This is a genomic window from Vicinamibacterales bacterium, assembly GCA_036496585.1.
Lineage (GTDB): Bacteria > Acidobacteriota > Vicinamibacteria > Vicinamibacterales > 2-12-FULL-66-21 > JAICSD01.
Genome location: DASXLB010000028.1, coordinates 63,711 through 82,220, shown reverse-complemented (window position 1 = coordinate 82,220; position 18,510 = coordinate 63,711). Strand labels below are relative to the sequence as shown.

The following is an 18,510-nucleotide window of genomic DNA, read 5'->3' as shown; positions in this document are numbered from 1 at the left end:
GATACGCTCGAAATTCGCTCCCCGGCATGGTGCTCATGTCATCGTGTCATGGGTCAGCCACGCGACGTCCGCACGTACTCGTCGACGTTCTTCGCGAGCACGTCGAGCGGCACGTTGCCGCCGAGGACGACCGTGTCGTCGAACGCCTTGAGATCGTACTTCGCCCCGAGCGCCGCCTTCGCCTTGTCGCGCTGGTGGTTGATCTCGCTGTGGCCGACTTTGTAGCCGCACGCCTGGCCCGGCCACGCGCAATAGCGATCGACCTCGCTCGCGACTTCCAGCGGATTCGATCCATTCATGTCGACGAAGAACGCGACGCCCTGCTGGCGGGTCCACTTCTTCGCGTGGATGCCGGTGTCGACGACGAGGCGGCAGGCACGGAAGGCGATCGACTGGAGGTAGCCCAGGCGCCCGACGTGATCCTGGTCGTACGCGCCGAGCTCGTCGGCAAGCTGCTCGGCGTAGAGGCCCCAGCCCTCCGAGTAGGCGTTGAACGCCAGCATCTGGCGGATGAGCGGCATCTGGTGCGTGTACTCCCCCTGCCAGATGTGGCCGGGGATCGATTCGTGGAACGTCAGGTCCGCGAGGCTGTACTTGCTGTGCAGCTCCGACGTCCGCAGGTTGATCCAGAAGCGACCGGGAATCTTGCCGTCGATCGATCCCGCGCCGCCGTAGGCGGCCGGCGCGCCCGGTTCTTCCTCGGGCGGCAACCGCTTCACTTCCATGTGCGGATCGACGACCGATCCGAACGCCCGCGGCATCTGCCCCCTGATCCAGGTCAGGCGATCCTGGATGAACGCCAGGATCTCGGCGCGTCCCTTGTCCCCTTCCGAGAACCTGTATCGCGGATCCCTGGCGAGCGCCTTCATCCGCTCGCCGACGCTCCCCTGCCTGTAGCCGATCTCTTTCAGGATCGCATCCATCCGCGCGTGCAGCTGCTGCAGCTCGCTGCGGCCCATCGCGTGCACGGCGTCCGGGCTCATCGCGGTCGTCGTCGAGGCCTTGAGGGCCCAGCGATAGAACTCGTCACCGCGCGGCCTCGCCCAGATGCCGGCCTCGTCTGTCGCGACCGCCCGCTCCGTCTTCAATTCCTCGAGCTGCCGCTCGAGTGCCGGCGCGATCTCCTTCGCCGCGATCGTTTGCGCGCGCGCGGCCCAGTTGCCGGGGATCGCCGTGGTCCGCCGGTCGATCGACTCGACCAGACCACCGCCCGCATGCGCGCCGGTAATCGACAGCGTCATCTGCGCGATCGCCTTGTCGAGCAGGAAGGACGGCGGCACGAGACCGGCGCCGCGCGCCGCCTTCATGCGCCCGAGTTCGCCGTCGAGCGCCGTCGCGTAGGCGTGGAGCCGCGCCAGATACGCCTCGGCGTCGCCTGGGCTCTCGACCGGATGGTCGCTGTCGAGGAAGCGCGGAATGTCCAGATAGGCGCCGACGTTCTGCACGACGACGTAGGGCGTGTTGCGCCAGCCGCCGACGGTGATGTCGCCGTACGGCAGCGCGAAACCCGCCAGGGCGGTCGCGTACGCGCTCTGGACGACTTCGATGCTGACGCGCAGCGGATACGACAGACCGTCGGTCTTGAACGCGTTGACGCGCTCGAGATCCGCTTTGACCTGCGTCGCGAGCCGCTGCTTGCCCGCCTCCGATCGGTCCGCAAGCCGCGATCGCAGCGCCGACAGGTTGCCTGTGTCGACGCCGAGCGACGTCGCCTCTTCCGGCTGCAGCGTGAGCAGGTTCGTGGCGATCCCGTTCAGCAGCTTCAAGGCGTCGGCGTCAGTGGACATCGAAACGATCGACTCGTGACCGCCGGCGCCGACGGTCGTCAGAGGCAGGGCGGCAGCCGAGACCAATGCGGCGAGGGCTTCGCGGCGCGTGAGCATGTCCCCGATCATAGGCCAGCCGCGCGCGGGGCTTCGGAAGGAGTACGATCGAGCCCGTCCCGGCTCGCTGTCCCCCGTGCACGTCGTCTACAGCGCGGCCGACGATCACGTCGCAGTCGGCGACCTGCTGCGCAACCAGCGGATCTGGCCGCGATGGTTGACCTCATGCGTCAACACGTGGCACCACTTGAAGTAGTTGTTGACGCGCACGCCGCCCCGAACGTCGTTTCTTCTTCGAGTGGAGCCGCCGACAGGCCAGACACGGCTGCCCGACGTCGGCGATCTCACGTAGTTCATCATCGAGACGAGGCGGCCGACCTGCGGAGTGAATCCGGGCAGACCGGCGATGAGGAGATTGGCCTTCTCCGCCATCTACGGTCAGAGCATATGCCATCGCGTAAAACGTGTCGGGTTCCGATGCGTTTCTCGACAGGCGCGCGCCGTTCACCGCCAAAATACGCGCCGAGTCGTCGGCATGACTTCTGCTTTCAGACAATCGATGCTTGAGAAAACGACCCGTCGTCATGGGCCCTGCTCGTTGCGAGTAACGGCATGCCTCGCCGCGCTGCTCCTGGCTGCCGCCACCGCGCAGGCGCAGGGGTTCGTCGGCGTGTCCTACGGATATAACTTCGCCGGCGACGCGGGATGCCGGAGCGCCACCGACTGTCAGAACAAGAACTGGAACTGGGGCGGCTCGCTCGGGTCGCTGGGCTCGCTGGTCGGTTTCGAGGCCGAGTTCACCCACGAAGGGGAGTTCACCGGCGACCGTGTGAATCCGACGTCGGTGACGACGCTGATGGGCGACTTCATGCTCGGGCCACGGATCACGATCGTGCAGCCGTACGGCCTGATCGGAATCGGGGCGATCAAGACGACCGCCGACGCGGGACTGGGTTCATCCGAGTCGGAGACGCAGGCCGGGTGGTCGATCGGCGGCGGCGTGCTCGTCTACGTGCAGAAACACATCGGGCTCAGGGGTGACGTCCGCTATTACCACTCCTTCCAGACACTCAACCTGCTGGGAATCGATCTCGCGCGAGACCAGAACAAGATCGACTTCGGGCGCGCGGGTTTTGGCGTCATTCTGAAGTTCTGAGGCCGTCGCGCCAACGTACTCGTCGGGCGAGATGCGCGCTGCGTCGGGAATTCGGTCCAGGCGTCTGGCCCTCGGCCAGTGGCGCGCCGCCGGCGGCAGCCACCGGATCGCTGTACGGAGCACGCCCGTCCAACGCGCGAGCGCGCGCGCCTCGCGAGTGGACCACCCGAACCCGTACACCTTTCGGATGGACGGGGGCAGCGAGCCGATGGTGACGAGCTGCAGCACCCGCCAGACCGGCCACGCGACGCGCCAGCCCGTGGGATATAGGATGGCCCGCGCAAGCGCGCGGGTCGTATCGGCGACGGCCAGACGGCCGCCGCCCAGCATGTCATGCGTGCAGGCGGCGAGCTGCGCAGCGTCCCTTGGGAGCCATCCGGGCGGTATGCCCAGCAGCGGCTCGACAATCGCTGCTTCCCGGCAGTACTGATCGCGCTCGTCCACCGTCAGCGGTCCGACGAGCCGCTCGTAGGCGAGTGAAACCGATTCGACGAGCGTCGCGTGCACCCAGCGCTGCAGGTGCGGATCGTGAGCGGAGTAGTTGGGACCGCGCACGCCGTCATGAATCGCGTTGACGCGCGCCGCCGCCGCGATCATTTCCTCGCTGTCGCCGAAGCTGATCGCCTGCATCGCGACGGCCGTTGCGCGCAGGCGGCGCAGTCCGGAGAGAATGCCGCCGCGGTACGCGCTGTGATTGCGGAGTCCGGCGGCGATCGCCGGATGCGCGAGCTGTAGCAGGATGGCCCGTGCCCAGCCGGAGAGCACGATCAGCTCGCGGTTGACCCTCCAGGACACGCTGCCTGGGCCGGCGCGGCCGATGCCGGCGGCGCGCAGACGAGCGCGGATCAGGGAGCGATGGCGTTCGAACGCAACCGCGTCGTCCCGGTGCATAACTTTGTAATGTAAAGCACGGCGACGGGAGGTGTCAATCCCGATCTGAGGCCGCCAGCGGCGTCCCGTCCCTGACGGGCACGGGGATCAGCCGACCGCCCGCTTCAAGAGGGCGGCGATGCGGGCCTCTTCGGCGGCTGTCACCGTCTTCAGCGCGAAGACGGTGGGCCACATGGCGCCCTCGTCCAGGTTCGCCTGGTCGCTGAAGCCCAGCGTCGCATATCGCGACTTGAACTTCTGCGCGCTCTGGAAGTAGCAGACGACCTTCCCGTCCCTGGCGTAGGCCGGCATGCCGTACCAGAGTTTTGGCGTCAGCGACGGCGCGCTCGCTCTGATGATCTCGTGCAGCCGCCGCCCGATTTCCCGATCCGCCGGCGGGAGCGCGGCGATCTTCGCCACCACCTCGGCTTCCGCGTCCTGGCCGCTGCCGGCTCCCTTCAGTTCCTTGACGCGCTCACGCATGGCCGCGCGCTCGTCGGTGGTGAATCCCTGGGACGGCTTCCGGCTCGCGCGGATAGGCTTCGCCGGCTTCGAGGCGGACTTCTTCGAGGTCATCGGACCATCATAGTGCGGGTGTCAGAGCGGCGCTGTCCGGCACCGGCGCGCCAGCAATCCGGTCGCCGCATCCAGGTTCAGATCAGCGACGAGCAGGCCCTCCCGTCCGTAGGGTTGGAAGCACTGCAGCGTCCCATCGGGCCGGACGACGGCCGATGTCGTTCCGGAGCCTTCGCTGGCGCAGTTGACCGACGCGACGTAGCAGGTGTTCTCCGCCGCGCGGCACAGCAGCGCCTTTTCGTGAAAGGTGTTCAGCGGATCCGCGAACGACGCCGGGCGATAGCTCCCAGGCTCGGCGACGTGCGCGTGCGGGTGGAACACGACCTGCGCGCCGCGACGCACCGCCCACCGCACCGTCTCGGGATATCGCCACCCTTCATGACAAATGACGATCCCGAAGACGAGCGATCCCGCGGTGAAGACGCGCCGTTCGATCGCCAGCGCAGGATACGTCGGCTCCTCGGCGGGATCGATCTGGCCTTTGTCCTGCCATCCCGCAATCGCGCCGTCGGCGTCGATGACGCAGGCCGTGATCTGCAGCCCCCGATCGGTCAGACGCTCGGTGCCCAGGATCACCGCGATGCGCGCGGCCCTGGCGGCGCCAGCCACCTCGGACCACGCCCGCTCGAGAAACGCCGTATCCGGGGGCGGCATCTGCGTCCCAGGCCAGCGATAGCCGGGAACGAAGCATTCGGGAAAGCAGACGACACTGGCGCCCAAGCGCGCCGCCTCAGCGATGGCGGCCGTCGCCAGCGCGACCGAGTCCTCTCGCGTCGCGGGCACGCGGAGGTTCGCGAGGGCGATGCGGACGGAGTGTGTCGACACGGTCGTGGTCAGGATACGAGCATCATCGCATCGCGGCGCGGCACGGCACAATCGGACGCAGGACCAGTCCCGCTACTCGTGTCTGAGCATTGTCAGCGGATCCGCGGACAGCGCTCTGCGGGCCGGAATCCACGTGGCCGCCAGCCCGAGCAGCACCATCACGGCGACCACCGAGCCGAGGACGACCGGATCGCGGGGTGTCGCGCCGTACACGATGGCCGTGAGCAGCCGCGACGCCAGCGCGCCGAGCACGACACCGGCGGCGGAGCCGCATGCCAGCAGTTTCAGGGCGCGCCCGAGCGCGACGCCGAGCACGTTCGCATGTCGGGCCCCGAGCGCGATCCGGATCCCCAGCTCCTTGAGACGGCGGCTGACCGAGTAGGCTGCCATCCCGAAAACCCCGGTGATCGCGAGCACCACCCCGATGGCTCCCATCACCCCGAGCGTCAGCGTCGCCATGCGCGCCGGGAACAGCGCGAACTCGAGCTGCCGGTTCCAGCTCTCAACGTAAATCGGCAGCGCCGCATCGAGATCGCGCAACGTGGCCCGCACCGCCGGGGCGAGCGGATCCGGCTGCCCGGCCGCTCGCACCAGGAGCCACGTCTCGCCGATCGGCATCTGCTGCAGCGGGAAGAACACGGCCGGCTCCAGATCTTCGGCGATGTTCTCGTACTTGCCGTCTTCGACAACGCCGACGACCTGCACACGCGTCGTATCGCGCAGCCGGAACCAGTCGCCGACAGCCTGTTCAGGCGAGCCGGCCAGGCGGCGAGCCAGCTCGCGGTTCACCACGGCGACGCGCGGCGCGTGCCGATCGTCGTGCCAGGTGAATCGGCGCCCGGTGAGCAGCCTCGTCTGCGACGCTTCGAAGTACTCGGGCGAGACCTGAAACCGATGCGCGCCGAACAGCGCCTTCGTGCTCCTGAAGTCCGTGGCCTCGTCGGCAAAGATGTAGGAGAGAAATCCGCCCGCGCCGAGCGGTGGACGGCCGATCACGCCGACTGTGGCGACTCCGGGAACGGCGGTCAGTGCGTCCACCATCCGCTTCTGCATGGCGGGCACGTCGTCTCCGGTGAAGCGGCCCATGCTGAGATCGGTGTCCGCGAGCAGCACGTGGGAGGGGTCGAATCCCAGCGGCGCGTCGACGGCGTGCAGCAGGCCACGCACGGCCACGACCGACGCAGTGACGAGCACCGCGCAGATCGCGACCTGCGCCACGAGCAGGAGATCGCGCACGCTGATCCGCTTGCCGGCCACATGGCCCGCCCCCGTCTTGATCACTTGATACGGATCGGTGCGGAACACCTGGCGCGCCGGGACGATGCCGAAGAGCAGCCCGCTGACGACCGCGAGCGCGATGGCCGCCGCGTAGACGGTGGCGTCCGGCGCGACCGGTGCGGCGACTGGAAACCTCGGCGCGGGCTGCCAGGCTGAGAGCCAGCGCAGCAGCTCGATACTGCCCCACAACCCGAGCGCGCCGCCGGCGAACGAGATCATCACCGCCTCGGTGAGGAGTTGACGCAGCACGCGCCCGGCGCTGGCGCCGAGCGACAGCCGCACGGCGACCTCGCGCGATCGGTCCGAGGCGCGCGCCGCGAACAGGCTGCCCAGGTTCGCGCAGGCCGCCAGCAGCACGAGGCTGGCCAGCACCATCAGGCCGGTCAGGAAGGCCCGCATCGGCCGGCCAAGGTAGTTGCCGTACAAGTTCGGCCGGGCCAGCACGAACGAGATGGCGCCGCGCTCGTTGGGGTAGGTCCGATCGAGATAGGCGCCCACGCCGTTCAGGTCGGCGGCCGCCTGGGCGGGCGTCACCCCGGGCTTCAGATGCCCGAACGTCGAGAACAGCGTCTGCGCGGCGCGAGTCTCGAGCGGATTGCGCCCCTCGATCTGTTCCAGGTTGACGAACGGCACGTAGAAGTCCGGGTTCACGATGGCGAGCGTGCCGCGGAAGCCGCGCGGCGCAACGCCGATGATCGTGAAAGGAAACGTGTTGACCCGGACCGCGCGTCCGACCACGCCGGGATCGGCGTTGAAGTGCGTGTGCCAGTAGTCGTAGCCGAGCACGATCAGCGGCGCGCTGTTGGCGCCGTGCTCATCCGAGGCGTGGAAGAAGCGTCCGAGGTACGGCTGCAGCCGCAGCACGTCGAAGTAGTTGCCGGTGGCGTCGATCACCCACGCACGCACGGCGCGGTCGCCGGCGTCGAGCCCGACTTGCGAGATCTCGTTGCCGGCGAGATCCTCGAAGCTGTGATTGCGGTCGCGCAGATCGCGGTAGTCCGGATACGACTCGTACATCGAACGCTCGTTGGCGTGTTCGATGCCGTAGAGCGAGGCCGGATCGGGCACGTCGAGCGGCCGGAGCACCAGCCCGTTCATCACGCCAAACACCACCGCGTTGGCGCCGATGGCCAGCGCCAGCGTCAGCACGGCGACCAGCGAAAACCCAGGAGACTTGCGCAGGACGCGCACCGCGAAGCGGGCGTCCTGGCGGACGCTCTCCAGCGCCTCGAACCAGCGGCCGAACCACACGCGGCGCATCGAGTCGCGGACATCGCCAACATAGCCGAGCTCGGCGAGCGCGGCGCGGCGGGCCGCGACGGGATCCTCGCCGCGTTCGATCCGCTCCTGCACCGCCAGCGCCAGGTGTCCGCGAATCTCGTCGTCCAGCTCGCGTTGGTCAGGCGCCATCGTCGTTCAGTCCTTTCCTTCCGCGGGGTTCATAATGCGGCCGATCGCGTGCACCAGCTGCGCCCAGCGGTTCTGTTCTCTGGCGAGCTGGGCCTTGCCGCCGGCGGTCAGCTGGTAGTACTTCGCCCGCTGATTGGCCTCGCTGACGCCCCACTCCGTTTTCAGCCAGCCGCGCTTCACCAGGCGATGGAGTGCCGGGTAAAGGGAACCGGTTTCGACTTTGAGGAGGTCGTCGGACTGCGTGCGGATGGCCTGGCCGATGCCGTGGCCGTGCTGCGGGCCCCATTGCAGGGTCCGCAGGATCAGCATGTCGAGGGTGCCCTGGAGGAGCTCGAGGCGCTCTTTCTCGGTGTGTTTTCCCATAGCCGTAGGCAGTCTACGGCCTTAGACGTAGGATGTCTACGGCTGGTTCCTCGGGGCCTGCAACGTCAGCGGTTACGCCGTCGCCTGACCTCGACGCTCATAGGCGCCGCGCCGGAAATTGCGATCGGCACACCTCCTCCGAGGAGGCACGCCGCCAGACTCGCAGATGCCAGCCACAGCACGCCAGAGACGGCCTGGCCATGGAAGCCGCCCGAAAACCCGGTCCGTATCTGGCGTTGCGCGTCAGCGATGTCCATTTCAACCGAAAAAGGGCGATGGTTCGAGAGAACCATCGCCCCCATACTTCCGAAGCCGAGCTCCGCTCTGCTTCGCGTCCGTCGTGCCTATTCGACCTCGTCCCTCGTGAACGCCTCTTCCGGCTCCACGAAGTACTCCATCTCGCGCTCCAGCTCCAGTTCCTCCGGCGACGGCGGTGGCGGCGGCGGCGGTTCGTCCGCCGGGATCCGCACGCTGCGGTAGAACTCGAAGCCGGTGCCGGCCGGGATCAGCCGGCCCATCGTCACGTTCTCCTTCAGGCCGCGGAGGTGATCCACCTTGCCCGAAATCGACGCTTCGGTGAGCACGCGCGTCGTCTCCTGGAACGACGCCGCCGAGATGAACGAGTCGGTCGAGAGCGACGCCTTGGTGATGCCGAGCAGCAGCGGCCGGCCCTGCGCCGGACGGCCGCCGCTCGCGATCACACGCTCGTTCTCTTCCATGAATCGGAAGCGGTCGACCTGCTCCTCGATCAGGAATTCCGTGTCGCCGACGTCCTCGATCTTCACCCACCGCATCATCTGACGGACGATGACCTCGATGTGCTTGTCGTTGATGTTGACGCCCTGCAGCCGGTAGACCTCCTGGATCTCGTTGACGAGGTAGGCGTGCAGCGCCTTCTCGCCGAGAACCGAGAGGATGTCGTGCGGATTGCTCGGCCCGTCCATCAGCGGCTCGCCAGCGCGGACGCGGTCGCCTTCCTGGACGTTGACGTGCACGCCGCGCGGCAGCGAGTACTCACGCGGTTCGCCCCCCTCTTCTGGGACGATGATGATCTTGCGCTGCCCCTTGACGATGCCGCCGTGGCGGACGATGCCGTCGATCTCCGAGATGACCGCTGTTTCCCTGGGCTTGCGCGCCTCGAAGAGCTCGACCACCCGCGGCAGACCGCCGGTGATGTCCTTCGTCTTGGTCGTTTCGCGCGGGATCTTCGCCAGCACCTGGCCGGCGTTGACGGCATCGCCGTCTTCGATCATCAGGTGGGCGTGGGACGGCATGTGGTACTTGCGCGTCACCTTGCCGCTCTTGTCGCGGATCTCGATGGTCGGCTGCTTCTTCTCGTCCGGGCTGTCGACGACGATCTTGCGCGACAGGCCGGTGACCTCGTCGACTTCCTCGTGATAGGTGACGTCGGAGATGAGGTCCTTGTACTTGATCGTCCCGGCGTCCTCGGTGAGGATCGAGAACGTGTAGGGATCCCACTCGACCAGCACCGTGCCCTGCTCGATCTGCTGGCCGTCGCGCACCTTGAGGCGCGCGCCGTAGACGATCGGGTAGCGCTCGCGATCGCGTCCCTTCGAGTCCTGGATGACGATGGACCCGGTGCGGTTCATGACCACGAGCTGGCCGGCGTTTTCGCCCTGGCCTTTCGCCTCGACGACCTGCAGCCCCTGATAGCGGACGGCGCCGGCGTGCTTGGCGTCGAGCGTCGACTGCTCGCTGACCCGGGACGCCGTGCCGCCGATGTGGAACGTGCGCATCGTCAACTGCGTGCCCGGCTCGCCGATCGACTGCGCCGCGATGACGCCGACCGCGAGGCCGAGCTCGACCAGCTTGCCGGTCGCGAGATCGCGGCCGTAGCACTTGGCGCAGCAGCCGCGCCGCGCCGCGCAGGTCAGCACCGAGCGGATGCGGACCTTCTCGATGCCCGCCTCCTGGATGGCCGTGGCGTTCTCTTCGTCGAGCTCCTGGTTGGTGTCGACGATGACTTCACCGGTGAACGGGTCGGTGATCTTCTCGAGCGTGACCCGGCCGATGATGCGCTCGCGCAGCGGCTCGATGATCTCGCCCGACTCGACGATCGCCCGCGCCTCGATGCCGTCCATCGTGCCGCAGTCGATCTCGTGGATGATGACGTCCTGGGCGACGTCGACGAGACGGCGCGTCAGGTAGCCCGAGTCGGCCGTCTTCAACGCCGTGTCGGCGAGACCCTTGCGGGCGCCGTGCGTCGAGATGAAGTACTGCATGACCTCGAGGCCTTCACGGAAGTTCGAGGTGATCGGCGTCTCGATGATCTCGCCCGACGGCTTGGCCATCAGGCCGCGCATGCCGGCAAGCTGGCGGATCTGCTGCTTCGATCCACGCGCGCCCGAGTCGGCCATGATGTAGACGGGATTGAAGTTCTTGCCCGACTGGTCGAGCTCCTCCATCTCGCTGAACATCGCGTCGGCGATCTTCTCGGTGACCTCGGACCAGACCGCGATGACCTTGTTGTAGCGCTCGCCGTTGGTGATCGCCCCTTCGAGGTACTGCCCTTCGACCTTGATCACCTCGGCGCGGGCGCCGTCGACCAGCGCCTGCTTCTCCGACGGGATGACCAGGTCGTCGATGCCGATCGACAGCCCGGACCGGGTCGCGTAGGTGAAGCCCAGCGTCTTGAGCGAGTCGAGCATCTCGACGGTCTTCTCGAGGCCGAACCGCAGGTAGCAGTACTGCACCAGCTGCTGCAGCCCCTTTTTCTTGAGGAGGCCGTTGACGTAGGGCATCTCCTTCGGCAGCGCCGAATTGAGGATGACCCTGCCGACGGTGGTGTTGATCACCTTCTTGGTGACTTCCTGCACCTCGGCGTACTGCACGCCCTGGTCGTCGCGCGCGACGGTCAGGTCGATCAGCTCGCCGCTGATGCGGACGCGGATCGGGGTGAGCGTTTCGAGCTCGCCCGCTTCCAGCGCGAGCACGACGTCCTCGGGGGTGCCGAACGCACGGCCCTCACCCTTGGCGCCGGCCTTGGCCTTGGTCAGGTAGTAGCAGCCGAGCACGACGTCCTGCGACGGAATCGCGATCGGCTGGCCGCTGGCCGGCGACAGGATGTTGTTCGAGGCCATCATCAGCACCGAGGCCTCGATCTGCGCTTCCGGCGCGAGCGGAATGTGGACCGCCATCTGGTCGCCGTCGAAGTCGGCGTTGAACGCCGTGCAGACGAGCGGGTGGATGCGGATCGCCTTGCCCTCGACCAGCACCGGCTCGAACGCCTGGATGCCGAGACGATGCAGGGTCGGCGCGCGGTTGAGCAGGACCGGATGCTCGCGGATGACTTCCTCGAGGATGTCCCACACCTCCGAGCGCTGCTGCTCGACCATCTCCTTCGCCTGCTTGATCGTGGCGACCAGCCCGCGCTCTTCGAGCTTGTTGTAGATGAACGGCTTGAAGAGCTCGAGCGCCATCTTCTTCGGCAGGCCGCACTGGTGGAGCTTCAGCTCCGGCCCGACCACGATGACCGACCGGCCCGAGTAGTCGACGCGCTTGCCGAGCAGGTTCTGGCGGAAGCGCCCCTGCTTGCCCTTGAGCGTGTCGCTCAGCGACTTGAGCGGACGGTTGTTGGCGCCGCGCAGCACGCGGCCGCGGCGGCCGTTGTCGAACAGCGCGTCGACCGCTTCCTGCAGCATCCGCTTTTCGTTGCGGATGATGACGTCGGGCGCCTTCAGCTCGATCAGCTTCTTCAACCGGTTGTTACGGTTGATGACCCGACGGTAGAGGTCGTTGAGGTCCGAGGTCGCGAAGCGGCCGCCATCGAGCGGGACGAGCGGACGCAGCTCCGGCGGGATGACCGGCACGACGTCGAGGATCATCCATTCGGGCTTGTTGGTCGACTTGCGGAACGAGTCGACGACCTTCAGCCGCTTGGCGTACTTCAGCTTCTTCTGGACGCTCGACTCGGCGCGCATCTTCTCGCGCAGCTCCGTCGCCATGCGCTCGATGCCGACCCGCTTCAGCAGCTCCTTGATCGCCTCGGCGCCCATCTGCGCGCGGAACTTCTGGCCGTAGTCTTCACGCGCCTTGCGGAACTGATCCTCGTTGAGCAGCTGGTTCGGCTTCAGATCGGTGTCGCCCGGCTCGATGACGACGTAGGCCTCGAAGTAGAGGATGCGCTCGAGGTCGCGCAGCGAGATGTCGAGCAGGTGGCCGATGCGGCTCGGCAGCCCCTTGAAGAACCACACGTGGCTGACCGGCGTGGCCAGCGTGATGTGGCCGAGCCGCTCACGGCGCACCTTGGCCTGGGTGACTTCGACGCCGCACTTGTCGCAGATGACGCCGCGGTGCTTCATCCGCTTGTACTTGCCGCACAGGCATTCCCAGTCGGTGACCGGGCCGAAGATCTTCGCGCAGAACAGCCCGTCGCGCTCCGGCTTGAAGGTGCGGTAGTTGATCGTTTCCGGCTTGGTCACCTCGCCGTGCGACCACGAGAGGATCTTCTCCGGCGACGCCAGGCTGATCCGGATGGCGTCGAAATCCGTCGTCAGAGAACCGCGATTGTCGAATGATGGTCTCATGTAATTTTAGTTCTCCGCCAAAGCCGGCACGCCCTCGTCGGTGGTCGGCACTTCAGGCTCGATCAGCTTCTTCTTCGTCTTCATCAGCTCGACGTCGAGGCAGAGCGCCTGCAGCTCGCGGATGAGGACGTTGAACGACTCCGGCAGCCCCGGCTGGAACGACGCGTCACCCTTGACGATCGCCTCGTAGATCTTGGCGCGACCGGTGACGTCGTCCGACTTCGCAGTCAGCAGCTCCTGGAGGATGTGCGCCGCGCCGTAGGCCTCGAGCGCCCAGACCTCCATTTCGCCGAAGCGCTGGCCGCCGAACTGCGCCTTGCCGCCCAGCGGCTGCTGCGTGATCAGCGAGTACGGTCCGATCGAGCGTGCGTGAATCTTGTCGTCGACCAGGTGCGACAGCTTCAGCATGTAGATGTAGCCGACGGTGACCTCCTGCTCGAACTTCATGCCGGTCATGCCGTCGTAGAGCTCGGTCTTGCCGCTCGTGGGCAACCCGCCCTTCTCGAGCCAGTGCTTGATCTCCGTTTCACGCGCGCCGTCGAAGACGGGGGTCGCGAAGTAGAGGCCGAGCGCGTGCGCCGCCCACCCGAGGTGGGTCTCGAGGATCTGCCCGACGTTCATACGCGACGGGACGCCAAGCGGGTTGAGCACGATCTCGACCGGCGCGCCGTCCGGCAGGTACGGCATGTCCTCCTCGGGGAGGATCCGCGCGATGACCCCCTTGTTGCCGTGGCGGCCGGCCATCTTGTCGCCGACCGACAGCTTGCGCTTCATCGCCACGTAGACCTTGACCAGCTTGATGACGCCGGGAGGCAGCTCGTCGCCGCGGCGAACCTTCTCCTTCTTCTCCTCGAATTGGTTGCGGATGACTTCGACCTGCCGCTCGGTGCGCTCCTCGAGCTCGCGGAGGTCTTCCTCGAGCCGCGGGTCGTCGGCGTTGACCTTCAGCCGCACGATCGCTTCGTAGGGCAGGTTCTGCAGGACGTCTTCCGTCAGGCCGGTGCCCTTCTTGAGCAGCCGCTCGCGGCCGTGCTCGTCGTAGAGGTCGGCGCGCGATTCCTGCCCCTTCAGCATGCCGATCACGCGCTTCTTCACTTCGTCGTGAAGGATGCGGATCTCATCCTGGAGGTTCTTCTCCATCATCTCGAGCTCGTCGTTCTCGATCGCCTTGGCGCGGTCGTCCTTCTCGATGCCCTTGCGGGAGAAGATCTTGACGCCGACGATGATCCCTTCGATGCCCGGGGGGCAGACGAGCGAGGCGTCGCGGACGTCGCCGGCCTTTTCACCGAAGATGGCGCGGAGCAGCTTCTCTTCGGGCGTCAGCTGCGTCTCGCCCTTCGGCGTCACCTTGCCGACCAGGATGTCGCCCGGCTTGACCGACGCCCCGATCCGGATGATGCCGCTCTCGTCGAGGTCGGCGAGATAGCCCTCGCCGACGTTCGGGATGTCGCGGGTGATTTCTTCCGGCCCCAGCTTGGTGTCGCGCGCCTCGATCTCGAACTCCTCGATGTGGATCGACGTGTAGGAGTCCTCCTTGACCATGCGCTCGGAGATGAGGATCGCGTCTTCGAAGTTGTAGCCGCGCCACGGCATGAACGCGACCAGCACGTTCCGCCCCAGCGCCAGCTCGCCCAGCTCCGTGCACGGCCCGTCGGCCAGGATCTGCCCCTTGTGGACCTTCTGGCCCACCCGGACGATCGGCTTCTGGTTGATGCAGGTGTTCTGGTTCGACCGCTTGAACTTGGTCATCGGATAGATGTCGGCGCCCATTTCGCGCGACATCGATTCGTTTTCCCCTTCGACGCGGACGACGATGCGCTGGCTGTCGACGTAGTCGACCGTCCCGGAGCGGCGCGCCACGACGCACGCCCCCGAGTCACGCGCCGTGATGTACTCCATGCCAGTGCCCACGTAGGGGGCGCGGGCGCGGAGCAGCGGCACCGCCTGCCGCTGCATGTTCGATCCCATCAGCGCGCGGTTCGCGTCGTCGTTCTCGAGGAACGGGATGAGCGAGGCCGCGACCGAGACGAGCTGCTTCGGCGAGACGTCGATGAAGTCGACCTTGTTGCGCTCGGAGAGGATGAAGTTCCCCGCCTGGCGGCAGTTGACGCGGTCGGCGGTGAACTTGCCGTTGTCGTCGACCTTCGAGTTCGCCTGCGCGATGATGTACTGGTCCTCTTCCCACGCCGACAGGTAGTAGGAGTGGGGCTCGTACTCCAGGCCGCGGCGACGGCGGCCGCCGGCTCCCGGATCGCTCGGCTTGTCCTTGTCGGCGCCGACATCCGACGCCTCGACGATGTCGCCGACCTTGTACTTGGCATTGCCGCCGGCGTTGGTGATGACCACGAAATCGATGACCCGGCCGTCCTTGACCTTGCGGTAGGGCGACTCGATGAAGCCGAACTCGTTGATCCGCGCGTAGCACGAGAGCGACGAGATGAGGCCGATGTTCGGACCTTCCGGCGTCTCGATCGGGCAGATGCGGCCGTAGTGCGTCGGATGGACGTCGCGCACCTCGAACCCGGCGCGCTCGCGCGAGAGACCGCCCGGCCCGAGGGCCGAGAGACGGCGCTTGTGCGTGACTTCCGACAACGGGTTGGTCTGGTCCATGAACTGCGACAGCTGCGACGACCCGAAGAACTCGCGAATCGCCGCCATGACCGGCTTCGCGTTGATCAGGTCGTGCGGCATGGCGGTCGCCATTTCCTGGTAGACCGACATCTTTTCCTTGATCGCCCGCTCCATCCGCACCAGGCCGATGCGGAACTGGTTCTCGAGCAGCTCGCCGACCGACCGCACGCGGCGGTTGCCGAGGTGATCGATGTCGTCGACGTTGGCCGGATAGCGCCGCAGCTTGAGCAGGTATTTGATCACCTCGTAGAAGTCCTGCGGGTGCAGGATCTTCTCGTCGAGCGGCGTGCTCAGCTTCAGCTTGGTGTTCAGCTTGAGCCGGCCGACCCGCGAGAAGTCGTACTTCTGCGGGTTGAAGAACATGCTCTCGAACAGATTGCGCGAGCTGTCGAGCGTCGGCGGGTCGCCGGGACGCAGCCGGCGGTAGATCTCGATCAGCGCCTCTTCGTGGGTGTGGATCGGGTCCTTCTTGAGGGTCGCCGACAGCACGTTGCCGACTTCGTCCTTCTCGGGGAAGAAGATCTCGATCTTCTCGACGTTCTTCTCCTGCGCCATCGACAGGACGCGCGGCTCGAGCGGCTCGTTGGCCTCGAGGATGACCTCGCCGGTCTCCGGGTCGACCACGTCGGTGGCGGCAAAGGCGCCTTCGAGCTCGGCGTCGGCAATCTCGACCGACGGCACCCCCGCCTTCTTGAGCGTCGCCAGCGCGGTGGCGTTGATCTTCTTGCCGGCGGCGGTGACCACGTCGCTGCCCGCCTTGATGTCCTTGGCGGCGCGCATGCCGAGCAGGCTGTCGCCGACCGCCCAGCGCGTCGCGCCGTTGGCGAAGCTCAGCTTGTCGACGGTGTAGAAGCTCCGGATGATCTCGTCGGCGCCGCGCAGGCCGAGCGCGCGCAGGAAGACGGTCGCCAGGAACTTGCGCTTGCGGTCGATCCGCACGTAGAGCAGGTTCTTGGCGTCGTACTCGAACTCGACCCACGAGCCGCGATACGGAATGATCTGCGCGATGTACAGCGTCTTGTCTTCCGAGTGGAAGAAGGCGCCCGGCGAGCGGTGCAGCTGCGAGACGATGACGCGCTCGGTGCCGTTGATGATGAAGGTGCCGTTGTCCGTCATCAGCGGGATGTCGCCGTAATAGACCTCCTGCTCTTTGATGTCGCGGATGGTCTTCACGCCGGTCTCGGGGTCCTTGTTCCAGACGACGAGACGGATCGTCACCTTGAGCGGCACGGCGTAGGTCATGCCGCGCTCCTGGCATTCGTCGACGTCGTACTTCAGCTTGAGGCCGACGGTGTTGCCGCAGACGTCGCAGATGTCGCCGCGCGCGTCGTTCGGCTTGCCGCAGCGCGGGCACAGCACCTCGTGCTCGCCGTACGGGTCGGCGATCAGGGTGTGGCCGCAGCTCGTGCAGGGCTGCCGCAAGTGATGCAGGCCCTGGAGCCGGCCGCACTTGCACTCCCAGTTGCCGATCGAATACTCGATGAATTCCAGCGAGGAGTTCTCGCGGAAGTCACTGATCGGGAACACCGACTTGAACACCGACTGCAGCCCGGCGTCTTCGCGCTCGGACGGCAGACGGTTCATCTGCAGGAACCGCTCGTACGACTTCTTCTGGATCTCGATCAGGTTCGGGATCGGCACCGTTGTCTTGATCTTGGAGAAGTCGATGCGCTCGCGGTAGACGTTCTTGGGAAGGCTGTACATGCTGATGAAGACCTCAAATTTGTCCCAGGGCCGTCGCCCCGCCGGACCCCTCTACACCGCCGCTCGCTCGCCGTGTCGCCGTTCGACGCTGCTCACGACGCCCTGAGCATGTCGATGGGCGCCGGCTCGCTACGCTCCGGTGGCTCGCTTCGCTTCGCTCCAGCTGGCTCGCGCCGTCTCAGACGCGGGGCGCTTCGCGCGCGCTCAATACGAATAGCCGGGTCTCTCGACCCGGCCTGGAGGACACATCGCGCAGGCCTCAGAGGCCCTCACGCTACTTGACTTCGACCTTCGCGCCGACGTCCGCGAACTTCTTGACGATCGCGGCGGCCTCGTCCTTGGGAATCCCTTCCTTGATCGGCTTGGGGGCTCCCTCGACGAGATCCTTCGCTTCCTTCAGCCCGAGGCTGGTGACTTCGCGGACGACCTTGATCACGTTGATCTTGTTGGTGCCCACTTCGGTCAGGATCGCGGTGAACTCGGTCTTCTCTTCCGCCGCCGGGGCGCCGCCGGCCGCCGCGCCGCCGCCCGCCACCGCGACCGGCATCGCCGCCGCCGCGCTGACCCCGAGCTCCTGCTCGAGTGCCTTGACGAGCTGGCTGAGCTCGAGCACCGAGATTCCCTTGATGTAGTCGACAACCTGCTGCTGATTCAGTTCGGACACTGTCATACTCCTTACGATGAAAGCTTCCAGCTCTCAGTTTCCAGCCTCCAGCCGCCGGCTCTAGCCGCCAGCGACGCCGGCAGCCGGAAGCGGGAAGCCGGACGCGTCCTACGATTCCGACTTCTTCTTTTCCGCCTGGACCAGCACGCTCATCAGGTCGCGCGGTGTGGCGTTGAGCACGCTCACCAGCTGCACCATCGGCGCCTGGAGCACGAACAGGAGTTTCGCGTAGAGCTCCGGCTTGCCGGGCAGCGACGCGAGCTCGACCACCTCACCCGACCGGATCGCGCGGCCCTGCACCACCGCCGCTTTGATCTTCAGCGCCGACGCGGTCTTCGCGAACGTGGTCAGCACCTTCGCCAGCGCCACCGGATCCTCGCCGGCGTAGGCCACCGCCGTGGTCCCGGCGAAGTGCTCGGACAGCGGCTCGAACGACGTCCCCTTAAGGGCGCGTCTGGCGAGCGTGTTCTTCACGACCTTGTAGGTCGCCTTGACGGCGCGCACCTGACGGCGCAGCTCGGTCACCTCGGGGACCTTCAGTCCCTTGTAGTCGAGGACGATGGCGCTCTCGGTGCCCTTGAAGGAGGACTCGAGCGCCTGGAGCTCTTCCGTTTTACTTGCTCTCGTGACAGCCATAAATTTGCTGGCAGGGCCAAAACCCGC

Annotated in this window: 10 protein-coding genes and 2 pseudogenes; 2 read left to right on the top strand and 10 right to left on the bottom strand. The window is 66.6% G+C overall.

All coding sequences use genetic code 11. The features are described 5' to 3' along the window. Nucleotides 1–53 precede the first annotated feature (53 nt). A complete protein-coding gene (locus VGI12_09065) occupies nt 54–1,883 on the bottom strand; it encodes a DUF885 domain-containing protein (GenBank protein ID HEY2432807.1) in 1,830 nt (609 codons plus the stop codon). Between VGI12_09065 and VGI12_09060 the strand changes: the two genes are divergently transcribed. Together VGI12_09060 and VGI12_09055 are read left to right on the top strand one after the other, a co-directional pair. Next, nucleotides 1,882–2,079: a hypothetical protein gene (locus VGI12_09060; protein HEY2432806.1), complete on the top strand. Its 198-nt coding sequence runs from the start codon at nt 1,882–1,884 to the stop codon at nt 2,077–2,079. The two genes, VGI12_09065 and VGI12_09060, sit on opposite strands and share 2 nt — an antisense overlap. 303 nt (nt 2,080–2,382) lie before the next feature. Then, complete coding sequence (locus VGI12_09055) at nt 2,383–2,979, top strand: outer membrane beta-barrel protein (protein HEY2432805.1); 597 nt, start codon at nt 2,383–2,385, stop codon at nt 2,977–2,979. A gap of 126 nt (nt 2,980–3,105) precedes the next feature. Here VGI12_09055 and VGI12_09050 read toward each other — a convergent pair. The 9 genes and pseudogenes from VGI12_09050 to rplJ form a co-directional block, all read right to left on the bottom strand. Continuing rightward, nucleotides 3,106–3,870: pseudogene (locus VGI12_09050) on the bottom strand (oxygenase MpaB family protein). 87 nt (nt 3,871–3,957) lie between these two features. Continuing rightward, complete coding sequence (locus VGI12_09045; protein HEY2432804.1) at nt 3,958–4,425, bottom strand: DUF1801 domain-containing protein; 468 nt, start codon at nt 4,423–4,425, stop codon at nt 3,958–3,960. 21 nt (nt 4,426–4,446) lie between these two features. Then, nucleotides 4,447–5,250, bottom strand: a complete 804-nt coding sequence (locus VGI12_09040; protein HEY2432803.1) for a carbon-nitrogen hydrolase family protein — start codon at nt 5,248–5,250, stop codon at nt 4,447–4,449. A 72-nt stretch (nt 5,251–5,322) separates the two neighbouring features. Continuing rightward, nucleotides 5,323–7,938 carry an ABC transporter permease gene (locus VGI12_09035; protein HEY2432802.1) on the bottom strand — a complete coding sequence of 872 codons (2,616 nt, stop codon included), beginning with the start codon at nt 7,936–7,938 and terminating at the stop codon, nt 5,323–5,325. Nucleotides 7,939–7,944: 6 nt separating this feature from the next. After that, on the bottom strand, nt 7,945–8,301 hold the full coding sequence (locus VGI12_09030) for a PadR family transcriptional regulator (GenBank protein HEY2432801.1): 357 nt from the start codon (nt 8,299–8,301) through the stop codon (nt 7,945–7,947). A 344-nt stretch (nt 8,302–8,645) separates the two neighbouring features. After that, on the bottom strand, nt 8,646–12,848 hold the full coding sequence (gene rpoC / locus VGI12_09025) for a DNA-directed RNA polymerase subunit beta' (protein ID HEY2432800.1): 4,203 nt from the start codon (nt 12,846–12,848) through the stop codon (nt 8,646–8,648). A gap of 69 nt (nt 12,849–12,917) precedes the next feature. Then, a pseudogene (gene rpoB, locus VGI12_09020) lies at nt 12,918–17,183 on the bottom strand (DNA-directed RNA polymerase subunit beta). Between the two features lie 274 nt (nt 17,184–17,457). After that, nucleotides 17,458–17,838, bottom strand: a complete 381-nt coding sequence (gene rplL / locus VGI12_09015; GenBank protein HEY2432799.1) for a 50S ribosomal protein L7/L12 — start codon at nt 17,836–17,838, stop codon at nt 17,458–17,460. A gap of 117 nt (nt 17,839–17,955) precedes the next feature. Then, nucleotides 17,956–18,483, bottom strand: a complete 528-nt coding sequence (gene rplJ, locus VGI12_09010) for a 50S ribosomal protein L10 (GenBank protein ID HEY2432798.1) — start codon at nt 18,481–18,483, stop codon at nt 17,956–17,958. Nucleotides 18,484–18,510 lie beyond the last annotated feature (27 nt).